Genomic DNA, 19,175 nt, shown 5'->3' with positions numbered 1-19,175 from the left:
AACGCATGGCCCACCAGAAACTGATCTTTTCCATGCCCGCGCGGGCCGATTTGGCTTTTGACGCCTTCCACTACCACCACTGGCGGGGGCAATGGGATTCGTTGGTCAGCCGCACCCAGGTACAGCATGGCGCGCCCTGCCCCAGCGTGGGCGCCATATCAGAAAACACCGGGGCTGGCGCGCTGCGGGCACTGTCCATGCGCACGCAGTTTGTCAGCTACCACAGCCCCACCCTCGCAGCAGCCAAGATGATCGGGCGCTCGTTTCCGTTCACGCAATGGGCAGCCTCCATGCGACACCTGCCCGATGGGCCAGACCGCTCACTGCTCATCTACACCTACACCGTTGACGTGGGCCCGGCATGGCTGCGCTGGATTCTGGAGCCACTTGTACGCTGGGTATTCGAACGCAAGACCAGGCAGCGGTTTGCACGGCTGGCCCAGTTTCTGGCGGTCCATGCCCCAGAGATTGCCGCGTGGCAGCGCCAGCAATCCACTCAGGCCGTGGCGTCAAACGCTACCCCGCCCGCACACCGTCCATGAGCGCCAAGACCAAAGCGGCCCCCTCCCTCGGCCTCCTTCGCTACAGCCTGGTCGTGGTGTGGCTTGCCACCGCATTTGTCAGTGTGTGGGAGCTTCACGGCCAAAGCCTGGATCTGCTCGCCAAGCTGCCCCGGCCCCTTCAACGCTGGGCCACGGCCGTGGTGCTGGCTGGTGCCGCGGTGGATGCTGTCATCGGCCTGTGGCTGGCCTGGCGCCCGTCGCGCATGGCCTATGCCACAGCGCTTGCGGTGATGATCGGCATGACGCTGGCCGCCACCGCCATCGACCCCAGCTGGTGGCTGCACCCCCTGGGCCCGCTGACCAAGAACCTGCCCATTACCGCCATCTTGTGGGTACTTTGGCGCGCTTCGCCAGCCAGCCCTGCGCGGCCCACCGCGCCATCCCCCACTCGGCAGCCGTCTTGAACCACTCCACATGAATCTGTACCTGCTACTCAAGTGGCTGCACATCGTCTCCAGCGTGCTCATGGTGGGCACCGGGCTGGGCTCCGCGTTTTATATGTTCTTCACCAACCGCAGCGGCAATGTGCAGGCGCAGGCCGTGGTGACGAAGCTGGTCGTGCGTGCTGACTGGTGGTTCACCACCCCCACGGTGCTGATCCAGCCAGCCACCGGTTTGGCCATGGCCTACCTTGCAGGGTGGCCGCTGAGCACGCCCTGGCTGGCCTGGTCACTGGCTCTGTATGCCTTGGCCGGGCTGTGCTGGCTGCCCGTGGTGTGGCTGCAGCTGCGCATGCGCGACATGGCCCAGCAAGCCGCCGCCGAGGGCAGCGCACCGCCCGCTGCCTATCGGCGCTGCGCTCGCTGGTGGGAGTGGTTGGGTTACCCCGCGTTTGTGGCCATGGCCGTGGTGTTCTTTCTGATGGTGAACAAGCCAACCCTGGGCGGGTAAATGCCGGGGCCGTGCCGGGGCCCCCTCCCCCGCCCCTTGCGCACTATCATCGACAGATGCTGATCGAGACTCTGGACACCGCGCGAGACCTGGGCCGCCTCAAGGAAATTCTGGGCGTGATGGTGCGCCACGGCTTTGGCGACACCGTGCGCCGCCTGGGCCTGGCAGACCGGCTGGAGCGCGCCGGGCAGGTGCTGAACTGGCCCCACGCCGCCGAACTGGCGCGGCTGGAGCCCCCCGTGCAGGTGCGGCTGGCGCTGGAGGAACTGGGGCCCACGTTCGTGAAGTTTGGCCAGATCCTCGCGGGACGGGCCGACCTGTTTGGCCCGGAGTGGATTGCCGAGTTCGAGAAGCTGCACAGCCACGTACCCGCCCTGCCGATTGACGCACTGCGCCCGCAATTGCGTGAAGACCTGGGCGACGAGCCCGAGGCTGTGTTCGCATGGTTTGACACCACGCCGCTGGCCGCAGCCTCCATCGCGCAAGTCCACCGGGCGCGCCTGCACGACGGCACCGAAGTCATTGTCAAGATTCGCCGCCCCGGTATTGCCGACACGATCGAGGCCGACCTGCGCCTGTTGCTGCGCCTAGCGGCGCTGGCAGAGGCCGAGCTGCCCACACTCAAGCCCTACCGCCCCCAGCAACTGGTGCGCGAATTTGCCCGTTCGCTCAAGCGTGAGCTGGACCTGGCCGGCGAATGCCGCCATGCCGAGCGCATTGCCGCCAACATGGCGCCCTTGGGCTTCATCGCCATCCCCAAGGTGTACTGGACTCACACGCGCGAACGAGTGAACGTGCAGGACTTCATCGACGGGGTTCCGGGCAACCATCTGGAAGCTCTCACGCCCGAGGCGGGTTTTGAACGCACGCTGCTCGCCCAACGCGGCGCTCACGCCGTGCTCAAGATGATTGTGGAAGACGGCGTCTTCCACGCAGACCCCCATCCCGGCAATGTGTTTTACCTGCCGGGCAACCGCATCGCATTCATCGACTTCGGGATGATTGGGCGGCTGTCGCAACGCCGTCGCGACGAGTTGCTGCAACTGCTGCTGGGCCTGGTAGAGCACCAACCCCAGGCCGTGGCCGATGTGCTGCTGGACTGGACGGGTGATGAGCCGGGAGTGCAGATCGGCCAGCTGGAGACCGAGATCGAGGCCTTTGTGGACCAATACCACGGCGTGCCCCTGGCCCAATTGCGCCTGGGCCAGATGCTGGCCGATGTGACGGCCATTCTGCGTGACCACCGGCTGGCGCTGCCTTCCGATCTGGCCCTGCTCATCAAAGCCTTCATTTCACTGGAAGGCATGGGCCGCAACCTGGACCCGAACTTTCACATGGCATCCGAAGCCCTGCCCTTGCTCAAGCAAGTGGTGGGGGCACGCTACCAGCCGCGCGCCCTGGCGGGGCGTGCCTGGCAGTCGGTGCGGCAAGCGCTGAGCACGCTGGAGCGCTTGCCGGACGACCTGGGCCGCCTGCTGCGCAACGCGCGACGTGGCCGGGTGCAGGTAGGCATTGAACTGGCCCACCTCAAGCGCGTGGGCGACCAGATTGATCGCTCGGCCAACCGGCTGGCCATGGCCCTGGTAATTGCCGCGCTGATCATCGGATCCTCCATCGTCATGACGGTACAGGCAGGGCCCACGCTGTTTGGCCTGCCAGCGTTCGGCTTTCTCGGGTTCCTGGGGGCAGTCGTGTGCGGTCTTTGGCTGGTGCGTGCCATCTGGCGCAGCAGCCACGGGCGGGACGACGATTGACAAAGCCACCAGGCCCGCTTCTCCAATGAAAAAGCGCTGTGCCCCACAAGAAGGCACAGCGCTTGGAACTGACCGGGAAATAGCCTTGCGCGCCTCAGGGTGCAGCAAAGCCCAACCGACGAAGCACGGCCTGCGCCGGGGGCTGTAACACCGCCTGGGCAAACGCCTGTGCCTGGGCAGGCGCACCAGCGCGCACCGTGAGGCCATAAGCCGCCCCCACTTGCAAGGCCTCGGGCACGGCCACTACCTGCAGACTGGGCACTTCAGCCCGCGCTGCCACGGCGTTGGTGCAATAGGTCAGAAACACATCCGCGCGGTTCTGCTCCATCACCCACGCATAAGTGTTGCGACCGGCCGGAGCTTGCGCTGAATTGGCACCACCTGTGAGTTGAAGCGCCTTGGCCTCCAGGCGCGCAGTGGCGCCCGGCTGCAGCGCCTCGGCCTTCTGGAACAAAGCCCAGGCGTAGTCGCCCGCCGGATCTACCTTGGGAGTAGAAATGCCCAGCCGCACCTGGGGCTGCAGTATGGTGCTGAGCAAAGTGTCGGGGGTCACCGCCACCGCACTCTGCGCCAGCGCGCACAAGGTGTTGCGCGTGAAAACGACGGGAGCTTGCCACTGCCCCTGGTTGGCCAGGCGCTGTGGGTGCTTCGTATCGGCCGAAGCAAACACCTGGGCGGGTGCGCCTTGCTCAATGCGTTCCCGCAGCAGGCCCGATGCGGCAAAGGTCAGCACCACCTTCTGGCCCGTGCGGGCCTCATGGTCGCGTGCGATCTCGGTGAGCGCATCGCGCAGGCTGCCTGCCGCATACACCTGCACCGGGTCAGCCCCGGCCGCAGGGGCTTTCACGGGTGCTGCGCCCTGCTGCATGGCGCAGCCCGACAGCACAGCCGCTCCGAGCATCGGCCAAGACGCTCCCCACGCGTTCAAACGGGTTGCAGGCATGGCGCTCACTTTGGCGCGTTAGGGAAGAACAGCTGTTCGCCGCCAATCTTGTAGCTGGCAATCACAGCCTGACCGGTGGGCGACACGATCCAGTCCACAAACTTCTGCGCGTCCTGCGCCTTCACATGGGCGTGCTTGGCGGGGTTCACCACCATCACACCGTACTGGTTGAACAGACGGGCGTCGCCTTCCACCAAAATGGCCAAATCCGCACGGTTCTTGAAGTTGAGCCAGGTGCCACGGTCTGCCAGCGCGTAGGCGCCGCTGGAGGCAGCGATGTTCAGCGCGGGGCCCATGCCGCAACCGCACTCCTTGTAGCCGCTGCCCTTGGCCGCATCAGCGCCCGACAGCTTCCAGTAACGCAGCTCAGCCGCGTGGGTGCCGCTCTTGTCGCCGCGCGATACGAAGTTGGCATTGCCCGCCGCCAGCTTCTTGAGGGCTTCCACGATGTCCTTGCCCTTGGCGCCCGCGGGGTCCGCCTTGGGGCCCACCAGAATGAAGTCGTTGTACATGACCGGGTAGCGCCTCACCCCCCAGCCATCGGCCACAAACTTTTCTTCAGCCACCTGGTCGTGCACAAACAGCACATCAGCATCGCCACGGCGGGCCGTGTCCAGCGCCTGGCCGGTGCCCAGCGCAACCACCTTCACATCCAGGCCGCTGGCCTTCTTGAACTCAGGCAGCAGGTGCGAGAACAGCCCCGACTGCTCGGTCGAGGTGGTCGATGCCATCGTGATGGACTGCGCTGACACCGCGCCAGACGCTACAAAAAGCATAGCTGCCAGCGCTTGATGGATGGGCTTCAGAGCCAGATAAACCTTGAATTGACTCATACCAGTTCTCCTTTGACAAAAAGACGTGCGGCCTCGGGCAGTGGGCCATTGAAAAAGTCATGCACGGGCAAATCGGCAACCAGTTGCCCGTGCTCCAGATAAATCACCCGGCTGGCCAGGCGCTTGACCTGCCCCAGGTTGTGGCTGCTGAACAGCATGGTCATGGGCTGAGCGCGCCCCTGTTCGGCGTGTGCGTTGGCAAAGTCAGCCATCATGCGCTCCACCTCGCGCTTGGCATGGGGGTCCAGGCTGGACGTGGGCTCGTCCAGCAGCAATACATCTGGCTGCAGCGCCCAGGCGCGGGCCAGTGCCACACGCTGCTGTTGCCCGCCCGACAAGGTGCGGGCGTTTTGCTGTGCAATGGATTCCAGCCCGACCCGCTGCAGCGCCGCCAGCGCCGCTTTTCGGGCCATGCCCCAGCGGCTGCCACGCAGCCACAGGCCCAGGGCCACATTGTTTTGCGCACTGGTGCGCAGCATGTGAGGCCGCTGAAACAGCATGGCCTGCTGGTGTGGCAAGGCGGTAATGCAGGTTCCGGCACTGGCCGGCACCTGCCCATGCAACACGCGCAGCAAGGTGCTTTTACCGCTGCCGTTGGCACCCACCAGGGCCACCCGCTCCCCCGGCGCGATGCGCAGCGTGATGCCAGACAGCGCGTGCACGCGACCAAAGCGCACATCCACGCCCCGCAAATCCATGAGCCAGCGGGAGCCGGCGCTGGGAGGCATGCCACTCATGCGGTCACCCCCACCGGCAAGTCTGCCGCACTGCCGTCCACCCGCTCGCGCCAGCGGCGCAGCAGCGCAATCACCACATTCAGGGCCAGCACCACGGCCAGCAAAATCATGCCCAGCGCCAAGGCCAGGGGCAGGTCCCCCTTGCTGGTCTCCAGCGCAATCGCAGTGGTCATGACGCGCGTGAAACCGTCGATGTTCCCGCCCACGATCATCACCGCGCCCACTTCAGAAATGGCACGCCCAAACGATGCCAGCAGCACGGTGAGCAAGGCATAGCGCTCATCCCAGGCCAGCAGCAGGCTGCGCAGCAAGGGGCTGGCGCCGAGGGAGCGCAACTGCTCGCCATGGGCACGGTCTGCGTCTTCCACCATCTGCCGGGTCAGCGCCGTGGCCACAGGCAGCACCAACACTGCCTGGGCCAGCACCATGGCCTTGATGGTGAACAACCAGCCCCAGCTACCCAACGGCCCGCTGCGCGACAGCAGCAAATACACCACCAGCCCCACTACCACCGAAGGCACCGCCAGCAAGGTGTTGAGCACAGCCAGCACAGCGCCACGCCCGGCAAACCGGGCCACACCTAGCCACGCGCCCAGCACCAGGCCAGCACCACAGGCCAGCAAGCACGCAGTGGCGCTGACCGACAGGGAGCGGCCGACGATGGTCCACAGCGCGGGGTCGGCAGAAAAAGTGAGTTGCAGCGCTGTTGTCGCGCTTTCGGTGAGAGTGGACATGGATTCGACTATCGTATGCACCCAGCCAATCTCCAGCGATATGTAATCCTGTGCATAGGATCCAACTCCACTACACCCTGAGCCGCGACGCGGGCGATGCCCAGATTCGCAACCCTTTGCCTGAAATGCTGGAAGCCGTGGCGCAGCAGGGCTCCATCTCGGCCGCAGCGCGCACGCTGGGCATGTCGTACCGACACGTGTGGGGGGCCCTCAAGCGGTGGGAAGAGCAACTGGGTGGAGAACTCATCATCTGGGGCAAGGGGCAATCGGCCCAGCTCAGTGAATTTGGCACCAAGCTGCTGTGGGCAGAGCGGCAGGCGCAGGCGCGGCTGGCCCCCCAGATTGCCGCCCTGCACGCCGACCTGGAGCGCGCCTTCGCGGTGGCCTTTGACGACAGCGCCCACGTGCTCACCATGTATGCCAGCCACGACGACGCGCTGGCATCGCTGCGCGCGCATGCGGCCACACCGGGCACTTCCGGTGCACTGCATCTTGACATTCGCTTCACCGGCAGCGTGGACGCCATCCGCGCACTCAACGAAGGCCGCTGCACACTCGCCGGCTTTCACACGCTGGAACAACCTGCAGCCACCTCACTGGCTGCACGCACCTACAAACCGCTGCTGCAGCCGGGCTTGCACAAAATCATCGGCTTTGCGCGGCGCACGCAGGGGCTGATCGTTGCCAAGGGCAATCCACTCGGCCTGCAGTCCCTCACGGACGTGGCCCGCACCGGAGCCCGCTTTGCCAACCGCCCCCTGGGCAGCGGCACCCGCGTGCTGCTGGAAGACCTGCTGGCGCAGGAAGGGCTCACAGGCCAGCACATTGCGGGTTTTGAACGCGATGAAACCTCGCACACCGCGGTGGCACAGGCCGTGGTCAGCGGTGCGGCTGACACGGGCCTGGGGATCGAGATGGCAGCTCGCGCGCGCGGGCTGGACTTTGTCCCTCTGGTAGACGAGCGCTACCACCTGGCCTGCCTGAAGGCAACGCTGGAGCAACCAGCCACCCGAGCGCTTCGGGAATTGCTGCTCACGCGGGTCTGGCAAGACCACTTGGCGAGCTTGCCCGGGTATTCACCCATGCACAGCGGGCAGGTGCTGGCGATGAGCAACGTCCTGCCCTGGTGGGATTTCACGCGCCCCAAGCGTCCTTCTGCGCATAGGAAGAAACCCTAATTGCTACGTTTTTGATAGCTGAAAAATCAAAGCTGACAAAGGGATAACACCGTCACGCTGCTGTCAGACTCGGCCTACAGTGCTCCGTAGAATCGCGCCGTGCAAAAAGTTCGGGCTCCGCGCTGGCTATCAGCTGCCGCGGACCGCGCGTTGTAGGCAAAGCCTTTTTATTGGAGACACCATGCAGGCTCTATTGAAGTTATCAAGAGGGATCGACTGGCTTAACACCCAAGTCGGTAAATACGTGATCTGGCTGATCCTCGGTTCCACCTTCATCAGCGGTGTGAACGCAGTGGTTCGCAAAGTGTTCAACGTCAGTTCCAACGGTTTTCTGGAAGTGCAGTGGTACCTGTTCGCTGCATCGTTCCTGCTGGCTGCTGGCTACACGCTGCTGCAGGGCGAGCACGTGAAAGTGGACGTGGTTTCCAGCCGCTTTTCCAAGCGCACCCAGATCTGGATCGACGTGTTTGGCTACATCGTCTTCCTCACGCCCATGTGCATGGCCGTGCTGTGGTACGGCATTCCCTTCTTCACCCGCGCTTTTGTGTCGGGCGAAATGTCCAGCAACGCTGGCGGCCTGATCCGCTGGCCCGTGTATCTGATGATGCCTCTGGGCTTCGGCTTGCTGTGGCTGCAAGGCGTTTCTGAACTGATCAAGCGCCTGGCTTTCCTGAAGGGTTTGATCGAAGACCCCACTGCCAAGAAAGCAGAAAAGACGGCAGAAGAAGAACTGGCCGAATCCATCCGCAAGCTGGCAGAAGCAGCCAAGGGCAACGGCAGCAACAAGGCCAAAGCCTAAGAGCGGGAGACACACACCATGGAATTTATTGCCCATAACCTCGCCCCCATCATGTTTGCGGGGCTCATCTGCTTCTTGCTGGTCGGCTTTCCGGTCGCCTTCAGCCTGGGAGCTTGCGGCCTTTTCTTCGCCTTCATCGGCATCGAGCTGAACGTATTGCCCGAGGCGCTGCTGCAGGCCTTGCCGCTGCGTATCTACGGCATCATGCAGAACGACACGCTGCTGGCCATTCCGTTCTTTACGCTCATGGGATTGATCCTTGAGCGAAGCGGCATGGCCGAAGACTTGCTGGACACCATTGGTCAGCTCTTCGGCCCTATCCGCGGCGGTCTGGCTCTGGCCGTGATTTTTGTGGGCGCCCTGCTCGCTGCAACCACCGGCGTGGTGGCCGCCTCGGTGATTTCGATGGGTCTGATCTCGCTGCCCATCATGCTGCGGTACGGCTATGACCGACGGCTCGCGGCCGGTGTGATTGCCGCCTCTGGCACTCTGGCACAGATCATTCCCCCTTCGCTGGTGCTCATCATCATTGCCGACCAGCTGGGTCGCAGCGTGGGTGACATGTACAAAGGCGCCTTCCTGCCTGGTCTGATGCTCACCGGCTTCTACGCCCTGTATGTCATCTTGCTGGCAGTGATCAAACCCCAGTGGGTGCCTGCACTGCCCCCGGAGGCACGTACGCTGCGCGAAGACAACGGCAAGAGCGGTGTTCCATCGCTGCTGGTGTTGACTGCCATCTGCACGGCAGCCTCCATCTACGTCGCCAAGAACATGCCTGCACTGCACACATGGTGGTCGGGCGAAGCCGTAGACAAGGTCGCTCTGGACGAAACCATCGTGGTGTCCATGTGCTTCGGCGTGGCCCTGGCTTTCGTTGCCGCCAGCTTCAACAAGATCACTCGCCTGGGCCTGCTGTCGCGTGCGGCTGAACGAGTGACGTTCGTGCTGATTCCCCCCCTGCTGCTGATCTTCCTGGTGCTGGGCACGATCTTCCTGGGTGTGGCAACACCTACCGAAGGCGGTGCGATGGGTGCGCTGGGTGCCATCGTCATGGCCGTCATTCGTGGTCGTCTGTCGATGAGCCTGCTGACGCAAGCCCTCAACACCACCACCAAACTGTCGTGCTTCGTGGTGTTCATTCTGGTGGGCGCCACCATCTTCGGCCTGACCTTCCAGGGCGTGGATGGCCCGCTGTGGGTGGAACATCTGCTGTCGGGCCTGCCAGGCGGCCAGCTGGGCTTCCTGATCGTCGTGAACATCATGGTGTTCTTCCTGGCGTTCTTCCTGGACTTCTTTGAACTCTCGTTCATCGTGGTGCCTCTGCTCGCCCCCGTGGCCGACAAACTGGGCATTGACCTGATCTGGTTCGGTGTGCTGCTGGCCATCAACATGCAGACATCGTTCATGCACCCTCCCTTCGGCTTCGCGCTGTTCTATCTGCGCAGCGTGGCTCCAGCCAAGGAATACATGGACAAGGTCACCAAGAAGATGATTGCGCCCGTGACTACGACCCAGATTTACTGGGGCGCCATTCCCTTCCTGTGCATCCAGATCCTGATGGTGGCCCTGGTGATTGCCTTCCCTGGCATTGTTTCGAGCGGGCTGGACAAGGCCGAGGTGTATGACCTGGACAAGGTTCGCCTCGAAATGGAAGCCAACATGCCAGCACCCATGGAGCAGGCTGATCCCACGGCTGGCATGCCCGGATCAGAGGCCCCAGCAGCCGAAGATGATCCTCTGAAGGCCATGCAGGAATCTCTGTCGCAGGACGCTGAGAAGAAGAACTGATGACCATGGCAAGGCCTGCAAGGGTCTTGCCATCATGCTCAATTTGAAAACCCGCCAGTGTTGCCACTGGCGGGTTTTCTTTTGGGGGGTGCGAGCTACATCAGTTCACATCGTCGATGCAACGCCAGCGACTACCCATATCGCCAGCGCACATTCACCGCCATTCATGGTTACGGAGCAAACGCGGCAGCACTGGCATATGAATGGAGCGCGACCACCAAGGCCGAGACATCACTGCAAGAGGCATGGGACGCCTGGCAGCGCCTGTGTCTGGGATACGCACCCCTGAATGCCTTCCCTGGCCCACTCTAGGACGGCATACGCAGAGGGTTATGTTGAGGGGCTATACAACCTCGCCGGCCACTCAAGGATCAGGACGTTTCGCACCTCTCTCTTCATCGAGGTCGCAGGCCCCTCTACAGCACGCACCCACAAAAAAACCCCGCCAAAGCCCAAAGCTTTGGCGGGGTTTTGCATGCCCGGAGTGGCGCTAGACCACCCGTTTGCAATCAGAGCTTTTGCGACGACATGAAGCTGTCGAAACGCGACTCCGCAAAGCGGAACCAGAGGATCTGATCGCGCTGGAAATTGCGGTAGTCAGCGTAGATCTTCTTCCAGTCTGGGTTGCTCTTGTCGAGGTCGGCATACAGACCCATGGTGGCTTTGAACGAAGCGTCCAGCACCGTTTGCGGGAAGGGCACGACCTTGGTCTTGGCGGCCACCAGTTGCTTGAGGGCGCCGGGGTTGCGGGCGTCGTAGCGGGCTTGTGTGGTGACATGGGCTTCATGCGCAGCAGCCCGCACAATCGCGCGGTTCTCGGCAGACAGGCTTTCCAGAGCCTTCTGGTTCACGTAGAACTCCAGATTCAGGCTACCTTCCCACCAGCCGGGGTAGTAGTAGAACGGAGCCACCTTGTTGAAGCCCAGCTTCAGATCGTCGTATGGGCCGATCCACTCTGCAGCATCAATGGTGCCCTTTTCCAGGCCTTGGTAAATTTCGCCGCCAGGGATGTTCTGTGGCACACCACCCATGCGCTCGATCACCTTGCCAGCAAAGCCGCCCACGCGGAACTTCAGGCCCTTGATGTCTTCAGGCGACTTCACTTCCTTGCGGAACCAGCCGCCCATCTGCGCGCCGGTGTTGCCACCCAGGAAGTTCACGATGTTGTACTGAGCATAAAACTCGCGCATCAGCTTGGTACCGTTGCCATCGACCATCCAGGCCGTGAGTTGGCGGGAGTTCATGCCGAAGGGAATCGCACCGCCAATGGCAAACGCTTCGTTCTTGCCGAAGAAGTAGTAAGGAGCCGTGTGAGCGATTTCGACCGTGCCGTTTTGAACGCCATCCACCACACCAAACGCGGGCATCAGTTCGCCTGCGGCATGCACAGACACCTCGAACTTACCGCCCGACATTTCCTTGACGGCCTTGGAAAACACATCCGCAGAGCCATAGATGGTGTCCAGCGACTTGGGGAAGCTGGATGCCAGGCGCCAGCGAACCGTGGCTTGGGCATGCACGGCTGGAGCAATGCCGGCAGCGAGCACACCGGCGATACCGGTCTTTTTGATCAGGGAACGACGATCCATGGTGATTTTCCTTCAATACACATGCGCTTTTGGCACATGACGGGCCCAAAAAAAACCGGCATCTGTGCTGCAGGGTGTACAGCCCAGGCTACCGGATCGAAAAATAAAACCGGGTCTGCCAAAACAGCCCCAGACAACACATTTACAGCTTCACGCCGGTCATGTAATTGTCAAAACGCAGCTCGGAGTAACGAGCCCACAGCAGTTGGTCACGCTGGAAGGCGCGCATGTCCTGGTGGATGGTTTTGAACTCGGGCGACTTGGCTTCGTGCTCGGCAAAGACTTCCATCGAGGCCTTGTAGCCAGCGTCCATGATCTCCTTGGGGAAGGCCTTGAGCTGGGTCTTCGCGGCCACCAGGCGCTTGAGAGCGATGGGGTTGAAGGCGTCGTACTTTGCCGTCATGTCGCGGGCAGCCACGGTGGTGGCGGCATCGACGATGGCCTGGAACTCAGCGGGCAACGCGGCGTAAGCCTTCGCGTTGATGAAGAACTCCAGTTCAGCGCCACCTTCCCACCAGCCGGGGTAGTAATAGAACGGTGCCACCTTGTTGAAGCCCAGCTTTTCATCGTCGTAAGGACCGACGAACTCAGTAGCGTCCAGCGTGCCCTTTTCAAGGGCCTGGTACACGTCACCCGCAGGCATGTTTTGCGGCACCACACCCAGCTTTTGCATGGCTTCGCCGAACAAACCGCCACCCATGCGGAACTTCAGGCCCTTGAGGTCGGCCACGGTCTTGATTTCTTTACGGTACCAGCCACCCATTTGGGTGCCAGTGTTGCCAGCGCTGCGGCTCTTGATGTTGTAGTTGGCGTAGAACGCGTCCATCAACTTGCGGCCGTTGCCGTGGTCCATCCAGGCATCCATCTGGCGGGCTGTCAGGCCGAAAGGCACGGCGCAGCCAAAGGCGAAGATGGAGTTCTTGCCGGTGTAGTAGTACGGGGCGGTCTGCGCCATCTCGATCGTGCTGCTCTGCAGCGCGTCCACCACGCCGAAGGCCGGCATCAATTCACCGGCTGCATGCACCGACACTTCGAACTTGCCGCCGGACAGAGCGCGTACCGTTTTCGCAAACATTTCGGCGCTACCGAAAATGGTGTCCAGCGACTTGGGGAAGCTGGAAGCAAGGCGCCAACGCACGGTGGCCTGGGCGTGAACGGCCGGGGCAATACCTGCGGCGAGCACACCGGCAATACCGGCCTGTTTGATGATGGAACGACGATCCATGTAAATCTTTCCTGAGTGATGACCACACCGCTCGACGGCAGATACTTGAACCAAGCACTGACCGGTACGTGCGAATTGAATCTGCATTGTAAAAACTTGCGGGCGGCGAACTTTGCGGGTTATCCCGCGAAAACCCCGATGTCTCGGCTGCCTTTCAGGGTTTTGCAAGCTTGTTTCGCACGCGCGCAGCATTCCACCCTACCGAGTGGAGGTAGAAGGTGCCGGTGCGCAAATCAGAGCGCGGCGATGCAGAACTTTGAGCAGCCCCCTGCAGCAAGACCAAGTTGGCCACGTGGAGCGCTGCACATGCTGACGTGCGGAACAATGTCCGCAGCGGGCAGTCAGCCCTCTGCCGTTGCAAAGAACCGCTTGGCGATGGACTGTTGGATGCCATCGGCATCTAAGCCCTGCAGGGCGAGTAGCTTCGCGGGGTCGCCGTGCTCAATGAACACATCTGGCAAACCGAGCTGCAGTACAGGCAAGGTAATGCCCGCAACATTCAAGGCTTCCGTGACGGCGCTGCCCGCACCGCCCATGATGGCGCCCTCTTCCACGGTCACCAGTGCATCGTGCTGAGAAGCGACCTGCAGTAGCAGATCCACGTCGAGCGGCTTGGCCCAGCGCATGTTGACAACGGTAGCGTTCAACGATTCCGCTGCCTGCAGTGCGGGGTACAGCAAGGTGCCGAAGGCCAGGATGGCCACACGCGGCGCGGCGAGGTCATCCGTCGCCACGCGTTCACGGCGGATCTCCCCCTTGCCGAAGGGCAAGCCTTCGAGCGAAGCCAGGGGGGCCACACCTGCGCCGCTGCCGCGCGGGTAACGCACGGCAACCGGGTGGTCTTGTTCAAAAGCCGTGCTGAGCAGCTGGCGGCACTCGCGCTCATCCGCAGGGCAAGCCATGCTCATGTTGGGAATGCAGCGCACAAAAGGAATGTCGTACGCACCCGCGTGCGTCGCGCCATCAGCGCCCACCAGCCCCGCGCGGTCCAGTGCGAATACGACGGGCAGGTTTTGCAGGGCCACGTCGTGGATCAACTGATCGTACGCACGCTGCAGGAAGGTGGAGTAGATCGCCACGACCGGCTTCACGCCTTCACACGCCATACCGGCGGCAAACGTCACTGCATGCTGCTCGGCGATGCCGACGTCGTAGTACCGGTCAGGGAAGCGCTTTTCAAACTCCACCATGCCCGAGCCTTCGCGCATCGCGGGCGTGATGCCCACCAGTCGGCCATCTTGCGCAGCCATGTCGCACAACCATTGACCAAACACCTGGGTGAAGGTTTGCTTGGGTGCAGCCGTGCTTTTGACCAGGCCCACGGCCGGGTCGAACTTGCCAGGGCCGTGGTAAGCCACCGGGTCTGCCTCGGCCAGCTTGTAGCCCTGCCCTTTTTTGGTGACGACGTGCAGGAACTGCGGGCCCTTGAGGCCCTTGATGTTCTCCAGCGTGGGAATCAGCGAGTCCAGGTCGTGCCCGTCAATGGGGCCGATGTAGTTGAAGCCGAACTTTTCAAACAGCGTGGCTGGCACCACCATGCCCTTGGCCTGCTGTTCAAAGCGCTTGGCCAGCTCCAGCAGCGGCGGAACCGGCCGCAGCACGGTCTTGCCCACATTCTTGGCAGCCGCGTAGAACTGGCCGCTCATGAGCTGGGCCAGGTAGCGGTTGAGCGCACCCACGGGTGGGCTGATGCTCATGTCGTTGTCGTTCAGGATGACCAGCAGGTTCGCATCGGTCACGCCACCGTTGTTCAGCGCTTCAAAGGCCATGCCTGCAGTCATGGCGCCATCGCCAATGATGGCCACTGCGTAACGATCTTCCCCCTTGCGCTTGGCAGCCATGGCCATGCCCAGCGCCGCAGAAATGCTGGTGCTGGAGTGCGCCGTGCCAAAGGTGTCGTACGGACTCTCAGCCCGCTGCGGAAAACCAGAGATACCGCCCAGCTGTCGCAACGTGTGCATGCGGTCGCGGCGGCCGGTGAGGATCTTGTGCGGATAGGTCTGGTGGCCCACATCCCACACCAGGCGGTCTTCCGGGGTGTTGAACACATGGTGCAAGGCCACGGTCAGCTCCACCGTTCCCAGGTTAGAGCTGAGATGACCGCCAGTTTGAGAGACGCTCTCCAGCACAAAACCACGCAGCTCGGTGGCCAGCACCTTGAGGTCTGCCCGGGACAGTTTGCGCACGTCTGCCGGATCGTTGATGGTTTGCAGCAGGGGGTAGGAAGTCGTGGCCATTTACTATTCTTTTAATAGCTGCCGGCGCTTATATATCAAGCGCTAGCGGCTGATTTAAACATCAATCTGAACGCAACTGGCAAGGCAGTCCCGATGAAAAGTCAGTGCGATCTGCGCACCACCATGTCAGCCAAAGCCGCCAGGGCGCGCACGTCAGCTAGGCCACTATCGGCCAAGGCCGCATGGGCTTGTTCAAGCAACTGCGAAGCGTACTGCTGAGCGCGCTCCAGCCCCAGCAGCGACACATAGGTCGGCTTGTCGCTGGCAGCGTCTTTGCCCGCGGTCTTGCCCAGAGTGACCGAGTCTGCCGTGACGTCCAGGATGTCATCCACCACTTGAAAGGCCAGGCCCACCGCCGCGCCGTAGTTTTGCAGAGCGGCGCGGGCTGTGGCCTGAGCCCCTGCACAGGTCGCGCCCATCATCACGCTGCCTTCGAGCAACGCTCCAGTCTTGAGGCGGTGCATCTGGCGCAATTGGTCTTCGGTGAGTGACAAGCCGACGCTTGCCAAATCAATCGCCTGCCCTCCGGCCATGCCAGCCGAGCCTGCGGCATGGGCCAGTTGGCGGCACAGATGGGCCTGCACAGCGGCTGAAATCCGTTCATCGTCGGGGGTCAGCAGCTCAAAAGCGAACGCCTGCAACGCATCGCCAGCCAGCAAAGCCTGGGCCTCGCCAAACTGCACGTGCACGGTGGGTTTGCCACGGCGCAGCACATCGTTGTCCATGCACGGCATGTCGTCGTGCACCAGCGAATACGCGTGAATCAGTTCCACAGCGCACGCCGCGCGCAGAGCGGCTTCATCAGCACCGCTGCGCTGCGTCACATCCAATGCGGTCGATTGGGCGCTGAGGGCCGCCTCGTAAGCCGCCAGAACGAGCAAGGGGCGCAGGCGCTTGCCACCATCCAGAACTGCGTAGCGCATGGCATCGCCCAGACCTGCCGGAGCCTCAATGCCCACCCAGCGGGACAGCGCGTCTTCCACACGGCCCAGGTGGTGCTTGCTCCACCCGTTCAAATCCCAAGCGGCCAGAGATGCAGGAGTCATGGCGGCGCTCATTCTTGCCCCCACGCTTGCAGACTGCCTTCGTCCAATACCTTGATCTGGTCTTGCACAGCATCGAGCCGCTTGCGGCAAAACGCCAGCAAGGCAGCGCCCCGCTGATAGCCCGCCAGCATCTGATCCAAGGGCATCTGGCCGGATTCGATGCGGCCAACCAGTTGCTCCAATTCTTCCAGCGCCAGCTCATAGCTGGCGGGTTCGTTGGGCAGATCGGTCTTGGGAGAAGCCTTGGGCATGGGCAGTGGGCGGCTGGCGCGGGTAAAACCGGGGATTTTAGGCGCAGCATCCACAGAGCTTTGCCTTTGGGACACGTTTGCGAGTGCCAAGAGCTTTTCAGCAGGCAGTGATGAACTTGCGCAAACCCTGCTCTGGGTCAAGCCCGCGGCACCAATACACGCAAGGGGTGCGCGGGAATAACCCCACCGTCTATAATCCCATTCTCGTCGAGCCGGCTACCTCCCCTAGCCGGTTTCTTTTTTCCAGATGCGCATTTGCGCACCTCCCGCACTTTCTCCCTGTGGGGAGTCTTTAGGTCAGGTCACCCATGTCTGATTTAAGTCTTCAACTGCAGCAGGCCGCGAGCCAACTACCAGTTTCGAGCTATTTTGACGATGCGCTGTTCCAGCGCGAGCTGGAGACCATCTTCCAGCGCGGGCCCCGCTACGTGGGGCACCAACTTTCTGTACCCAACGCGGGCGATTACTACGCATTGCCCCAAGAGGGCGAGGGCCGTGCCTTGGTGCGCAACGCCCAGGGCGGGGTGGAGCTCATCTCCAACGTGTGCCGCCACCGCCAGGCCGTGATGCTCAAGGGCAAAGGCTCGCTGCAAACGCAGCAAAAAGGCAGCGCGGGCGGCAACATTGTGTGCCCCCTGCACCGCTGGACTTACAGCCCCAAGGGCGAATTGCTGGGTGCGCCGCACTTTGCGCACGACCCCTGCCTGAACCTGAACAACTACAAGTTGCGCGAGTGGAACGGCCTGCTGTTTGAAGACAACGGCTACGACGTGGCGGCAGACTTGGCGCAAATGGGCCCAAAGGCCGATTTGAGCTTTGACGGCTACGTGCTCGACCATGTGGAGCTGCACGAGTGCAATTACAACTGGAAGACCTTCATCGAGGTCTATCTGGAGGACTACCACGTCGGCCCCTTCCACCCTGGCCTGGGCAGCTTTGTGACCTGCGACGACCTGCGCTGGGAGTTCGGCAAGAACTATTCGGTGCAAACCGTGGGCGTGGCCAACCGCCTTGGCAAGGCCGGCAGCCCCGTGTACGAACGCTGGCATGAAGCCCTGCTGGCGTACCGTAACGGCGTGCCACCAAAGCACGGAGCCATCTGGCTCACGCTGTACCCGCACATCATGGTGGAGTGGTATCCGCACGTGCTCACGGTCTCGACGCTGCACCCCATCAGCCCGACCAAGACGCTGAACATGGTGGAGTTCTACTACCCCGAAGAAATCGCAGCCTTTGAGCGCGAATTCGTGGAGGCGCAAAAGGCCGCCTACATGGAAACCTGCATCGAAGATGACGAGATCGGCGAACGGATGGACGCGGGCCGCAAGGCTTTGCTGGAACGTGGCGACAACGAAGTCGGCCCCTACCAGAGCCCCATGGAAGACGGCATGCAGCACTTTCACGAGTGGTACCGCCAGACCATGGGCAGCGCGGTGCCTCAACGCTGAGGCCACCCGGCTCCTCACCAATCCGCGGCCAAAAGCCAATCGTCCAAATACAGCGGTAAACCGCCGCCAGTAACACGGACGTGCCCTCGCCGCTCTCATTAGAATAGCTGCCAGCGCTGGAAAATCCAGCCTCGGCGGCTATTTTTATTTCAACTCTCTGATCAGGTTCCACGTTCCATGCAAGCACTCTGGATGGTGTTGGCCGCCTTCATATTTGCCAGCATGGGGGTGTGCGTGAAGATGGCTTCGGCCCACTTCAACGCAGCAGAACTGGTCTTCTACCGCGGCCTCATTGGCATCGCCATCCTGTGGATGCTGGCGCGGTCCCAACAAATCGCCCTGGCAACCCGCTACCCCGGCATGCATGCCTGGCGCAGCCTGGTGGGGGTGGCCTCTCTGGGCGCCTGGTTCTACGCCATCGGCAAACTCCCCCTGGCCACCGCCATGACGCTCAACTACATGAGCAGCGTGTGGATTGCCGCCTTCCTGGTAGGCGGCGCGTTGATGGCCTGGCGCCCCACTGCTGCCACCCCGCGCCCGGCATTTCAGGGCTCGTTGGTCCTCACGGTGCTGACGGGGTTCGTGGGCGTGGTGCTCATGCTGCGCCCCAGCCTGGACCAGAACCAGGCGTTCGCGGGCCTGGTGGGTCTGCTGTCGGGCATGACGGCCGCGTTTGCCTACATGCAGGTGGTGGCGCTTTCGCGATTGGGCGAGCCTGAATCACGTACCGTGTTTTACTTTGCCGTGGGCTCTGCTGTGGCGGGGGGCGTGGCCATGGTCTTCACTGGCACGTCGGCCTGGCCGGGCTGGCCCGCACTGTGGTTGCTGCCCATCGGCGTTTTGGCGGCTGCAGGGCAGCTGTGCATGACGCGCGCTTACTCCACAGCCAAAACCTCGCGCGGCACGCTGGTGGTGGCCAATTTGCAGTACTCGGGCATTGTGTTCGCTGCCATCTACAGCGTGGTGTTGTTTAACGATCAGATCCCCCCGATTGGATGGCTGGGTATGGTGCTGATCGTGGGCAGCGGCATTGTGGCCACTGTGCTGCGCGCCCGCGCCGCACCCGACACCCCCGCAGAAGAACACTGATACAACCAGCGGCATGAGCACGGCACAAAATACGTTTTTTGCACTCACCCGTGCTCTCGCCCACCGCACG

At 62.5% G+C, this 19,175-nt stretch carries 18 protein-coding genes; 9 read left to right on the top strand and 9 right to left on the bottom strand.

Features of this window, described 5'->3' with window-relative positions:
• Positions 1 to 5 precede the first annotated feature (5 nt).
• The 4 genes from IHV84_RS04490 to IHV84_RS04475 are packed head-to-tail and all read left to right on the top strand — an operon-like array spanning position 6 to position 3,208.
• Entirely contained in the window at positions 6 to 542 is a 537-nt protein-coding gene (locus tag IHV84_RS04490; protein WP_198845983.1) for an SRPBCC family protein, read from the top strand.
• Positions 539 to 967, top strand: a complete 429-nt coding sequence (locus IHV84_RS04485; protein ID WP_198845982.1) for a DoxX-like family protein — start codon at positions 539 to 541, stop codon at positions 965 to 967. The genes IHV84_RS04490 and IHV84_RS04485 overlap by 4 nt, the downstream gene beginning before the upstream one ends.
• Before the next feature lie 10 nt (positions 968 to 977).
• Entirely contained in the window at positions 978 to 1,454 is a 477-nt protein-coding gene (locus tag IHV84_RS04480) for a DUF2269 domain-containing protein (RefSeq protein ID WP_198845981.1), read from the top strand.
• 56 nt (positions 1,455 to 1,510) lie between these two features.
• Positions 1,511 to 3,208 (top strand): AarF/ABC1/UbiB kinase family protein, encoded by a 1,698-nt coding sequence (locus IHV84_RS04475; protein WP_198845980.1) that lies wholly within the window; start codon positions 1,511 to 1,513, stop codon positions 3,206 to 3,208.
• Between the two features lie 94 nt (positions 3,209 to 3,302).
• Here IHV84_RS04475 and IHV84_RS04470 read toward each other — a convergent pair whose 3' ends face one another.
• Genes IHV84_RS04470 through IHV84_RS04455 form a run of 4 tightly spaced genes read right to left on the bottom strand, consistent with a single transcriptional unit; the run spans position 3,303 to position 6,455 of the window.
• Positions 3,303 to 4,151, bottom strand: a complete 849-nt coding sequence (locus IHV84_RS04470; RefSeq protein ID WP_233099711.1) for a molybdate ABC transporter substrate-binding protein — start codon at positions 4,149 to 4,151, stop codon at positions 3,303 to 3,305.
• A gap of 5 nt (positions 4,152 to 4,156) precedes the next feature.
• Positions 4,157 to 4,927, bottom strand: a complete 771-nt coding sequence (locus IHV84_RS04465) for a substrate-binding domain-containing protein (RefSeq protein WP_370541192.1) — start codon at positions 4,925 to 4,927, stop codon at positions 4,157 to 4,159.
• Between the two features lie 53 nt (positions 4,928 to 4,980).
• Positions 4,981 to 5,721, bottom strand: coding sequence for a phosphate ABC transporter ATP-binding protein (locus tag IHV84_RS04460; protein ID WP_370541185.1), 741 nt, complete (start codon positions 5,719 to 5,721; stop codon positions 4,981 to 4,983).
• Entirely contained in the window at positions 5,718 to 6,455 is a 738-nt protein-coding gene (locus IHV84_RS04455) for an ABC transporter permease (protein WP_198845978.1), read from the bottom strand. Before IHV84_RS04455 ends, IHV84_RS04460 begins: the two co-directional genes overlap by 4 nt.
• A gap of 50 nt (positions 6,456 to 6,505) precedes the next feature.
• Here IHV84_RS04455 and IHV84_RS04450 point away from each other — a divergent pair, with 50 nt between their 5' ends.
• The 3 genes from IHV84_RS04450 to IHV84_RS04440 all read left to right on the top strand — a co-directional run bounded on the left by IHV84_RS04450 (position 6,506) and on the right by IHV84_RS04440 (position 10,220).
• Positions 6,506 to 7,633 carry a substrate-binding domain-containing protein gene (locus IHV84_RS04450; protein WP_198845977.1) on the top strand — a complete coding sequence of 376 codons (1,128 nt, stop codon included), beginning with the start codon at positions 6,506 to 6,508 and terminating at the stop codon, positions 7,631 to 7,633.
• A gap of 181 nt (positions 7,634 to 7,814) precedes the next feature.
• Positions 7,815 to 8,432, top strand: a complete 618-nt coding sequence (locus IHV84_RS04445; RefSeq protein ID WP_066691211.1) for a TRAP transporter small permease subunit — start codon at positions 7,815 to 7,817, stop codon at positions 8,430 to 8,432.
• Between the two features lie 18 nt (positions 8,433 to 8,450).
• Positions 8,451 to 10,220 carry a TRAP transporter large permease subunit gene (locus IHV84_RS04440; protein WP_044398222.1) on the top strand — a complete coding sequence of 590 codons (1,770 nt, stop codon included), beginning with the start codon at positions 8,451 to 8,453 and terminating at the stop codon, positions 10,218 to 10,220.
• A 509-nt stretch (positions 10,221 to 10,729) separates the two neighbouring features.
• Here IHV84_RS04440 and IHV84_RS04435 read toward each other — a convergent pair.
• The 5 genes from IHV84_RS04435 to xseB all read right to left on the bottom strand — a co-directional run bounded on the left by IHV84_RS04435 (position 10,730) and on the right by xseB (position 16,568).
• A complete protein-coding gene (locus tag IHV84_RS04435; RefSeq protein ID WP_198845976.1) occupies positions 10,730 to 11,809 on the bottom strand; it encodes a TRAP transporter substrate-binding protein in 1,080 nt (359 codons plus the stop codon).
• A gap of 142 nt (positions 11,810 to 11,951) precedes the next feature.
• Entirely contained in the window at positions 11,952 to 13,034 is a 1,083-nt protein-coding gene (locus tag IHV84_RS04430; protein ID WP_044398218.1) for a TRAP transporter substrate-binding protein, read from the bottom strand.
• Positions 13,035 to 13,375: 341 nt separating this feature from the next.
• Positions 13,376 to 15,271 carry a 1-deoxy-D-xylulose-5-phosphate synthase gene (gene dxs / locus IHV84_RS04425; protein ID WP_142084837.1) on the bottom strand — a complete coding sequence of 632 codons (1,896 nt, stop codon included), beginning with the start codon at positions 15,269 to 15,271 and terminating at the stop codon, positions 13,376 to 13,378.
• Between the two features lie 101 nt (positions 15,272 to 15,372).
• Entirely contained in the window at positions 15,373 to 16,329 is a 957-nt protein-coding gene (locus IHV84_RS04420; protein WP_198845975.1) for a polyprenyl synthetase family protein, read from the bottom strand.
• Positions 16,326 to 16,568 carry an exodeoxyribonuclease VII small subunit gene (gene xseB, locus IHV84_RS04415; protein ID WP_044398212.1) on the bottom strand — a complete coding sequence of 81 codons (243 nt, stop codon included), beginning with the start codon at positions 16,566 to 16,568 and terminating at the stop codon, positions 16,326 to 16,328. The genes IHV84_RS04420 and xseB overlap by 4 nt, the downstream gene beginning before the upstream one ends.
• Before the next feature lie 308 nt (positions 16,569 to 16,876).
• On the opposite strand from xseB, the gene IHV84_RS04410 reads away from it, so the two are divergent.
• Entirely contained in the window at positions 16,877 to 18,016 is a 1,140-nt protein-coding gene (locus IHV84_RS04410) for an aromatic ring-hydroxylating dioxygenase subunit alpha (protein ID WP_198845974.1), read from the top strand.
• A 177-nt stretch (positions 18,017 to 18,193) separates the two neighbouring features.
• Positions 18,194 to 19,105: a DMT family transporter gene (locus IHV84_RS04405; RefSeq protein WP_198845973.1), complete on the top strand. Its 912-nt coding sequence runs from the start codon at positions 18,194 to 18,196 to the stop codon at positions 19,103 to 19,105.
• Positions 19,106 to 19,175: the final 70 nt, after the last annotated feature.

The organism is Acidovorax sp. IB03, from assembly GCF_016406015.1.
Taxonomy (GTDB): Bacteria; Pseudomonadota; Gammaproteobacteria; order Burkholderiales; family Burkholderiaceae_C; genus Acidovorax; species Acidovorax temperans.
Note: the sequence above shows the minus strand (reverse complement) of the source record. Positions and strands in the feature narration are given on the sequence as shown.

What these genes read in the sequence shown, in the direction of transcription:
- IHV84_RS04485 (WP_198845982.1), top strand. Translation starts at nt 539, where the DNA reads ATGAGCGCCAAGACCAAAGCGGCCCCCTCCCTCGGCCTCCTTCGCTAC.
- IHV84_RS04435 (WP_198845976.1), bottom strand. Translation starts at nt 11,809, where the DNA reads ATGGATCGTCGTTCCCTGATCAAAAAGACCGGTATCGCCGGTGTGCTC.
- IHV84_RS04440 (WP_044398222.1), top strand. Translation starts at nt 8,451, where the DNA reads ATGGAATTTATTGCCCATAACCTCGCCCCCATCATGTTTGCGGGGCTC.
- IHV84_RS04420 (WP_198845975.1), bottom strand. Translation starts at nt 16,329, where the DNA reads ATGAGCGCCGCCATGACTCCTGCATCTCTGGCCGCTTGGGATTTGAAC.
- IHV84_RS04410 (WP_198845974.1), top strand. Translation starts at nt 16,877, where the DNA reads ATGTCTGATTTAAGTCTTCAACTGCAGCAGGCCGCGAGCCAACTACCA.
- IHV84_RS04470 (WP_233099711.1), bottom strand. Translation starts at nt 4,151, where the DNA reads ATGCCTGCAACCCGTTTGAACGCGTGGGGAGCGTCTTGGCCGATGCTC.
- IHV84_RS04460 (WP_370541185.1), bottom strand. Translation starts at nt 5,721, where the DNA reads ATGAGTGGCATGCCTCCCAGCGCCGGCTCCCGCTGGCTCATGGATTTG.
- IHV84_RS04475 (WP_198845980.1), top strand. Translation starts at nt 1,511, where the DNA reads ATGCTGATCGAGACTCTGGACACCGCGCGAGACCTGGGCCGCCTCAAG.
- IHV84_RS04455 (WP_198845978.1), bottom strand. Translation starts at nt 6,455, where the DNA reads ATGTCCACTCTCACCGAAAGCGCGACAACAGCGCTGCAACTCACTTTT.
- IHV84_RS04445 (WP_066691211.1), top strand. Translation starts at nt 7,815, where the DNA reads ATGCAGGCTCTATTGAAGTTATCAAGAGGGATCGACTGGCTTAACACC.
- IHV84_RS04480 (WP_198845981.1), top strand. Translation starts at nt 978, where the DNA reads ATGAATCTGTACCTGCTACTCAAGTGGCTGCACATCGTCTCCAGCGTG.
- IHV84_RS04405 (WP_198845973.1), top strand. Translation starts at nt 18,194, where the DNA reads ATGCAAGCACTCTGGATGGTGTTGGCCGCCTTCATATTTGCCAGCATG.
- IHV84_RS04465 (WP_370541192.1), bottom strand. Translation starts at nt 4,927, where the DNA reads ATGCTTTTTGTAGCGTCTGGCGCGGTGTCAGCGCAGTCCATCACGATG.
- IHV84_RS04490 (WP_198845983.1), top strand. Translation starts at nt 6, where the DNA reads ATGGCCCACCAGAAACTGATCTTTTCCATGCCCGCGCGGGCCGATTTG.
- xseB (WP_044398212.1), bottom strand. Translation starts at nt 16,568, where the DNA reads ATGCCCAAGGCTTCTCCCAAGACCGATCTGCCCAACGAACCCGCCAGC.
- dxs (WP_142084837.1), bottom strand. Translation starts at nt 15,271, where the DNA reads ATGGCCACGACTTCCTACCCCCTGCTGCAAACCATCAACGATCCGGCA.
- IHV84_RS04430 (WP_044398218.1), bottom strand. Translation starts at nt 13,034, where the DNA reads ATGGATCGTCGTTCCATCATCAAACAGGCCGGTATTGCCGGTGTGCTC.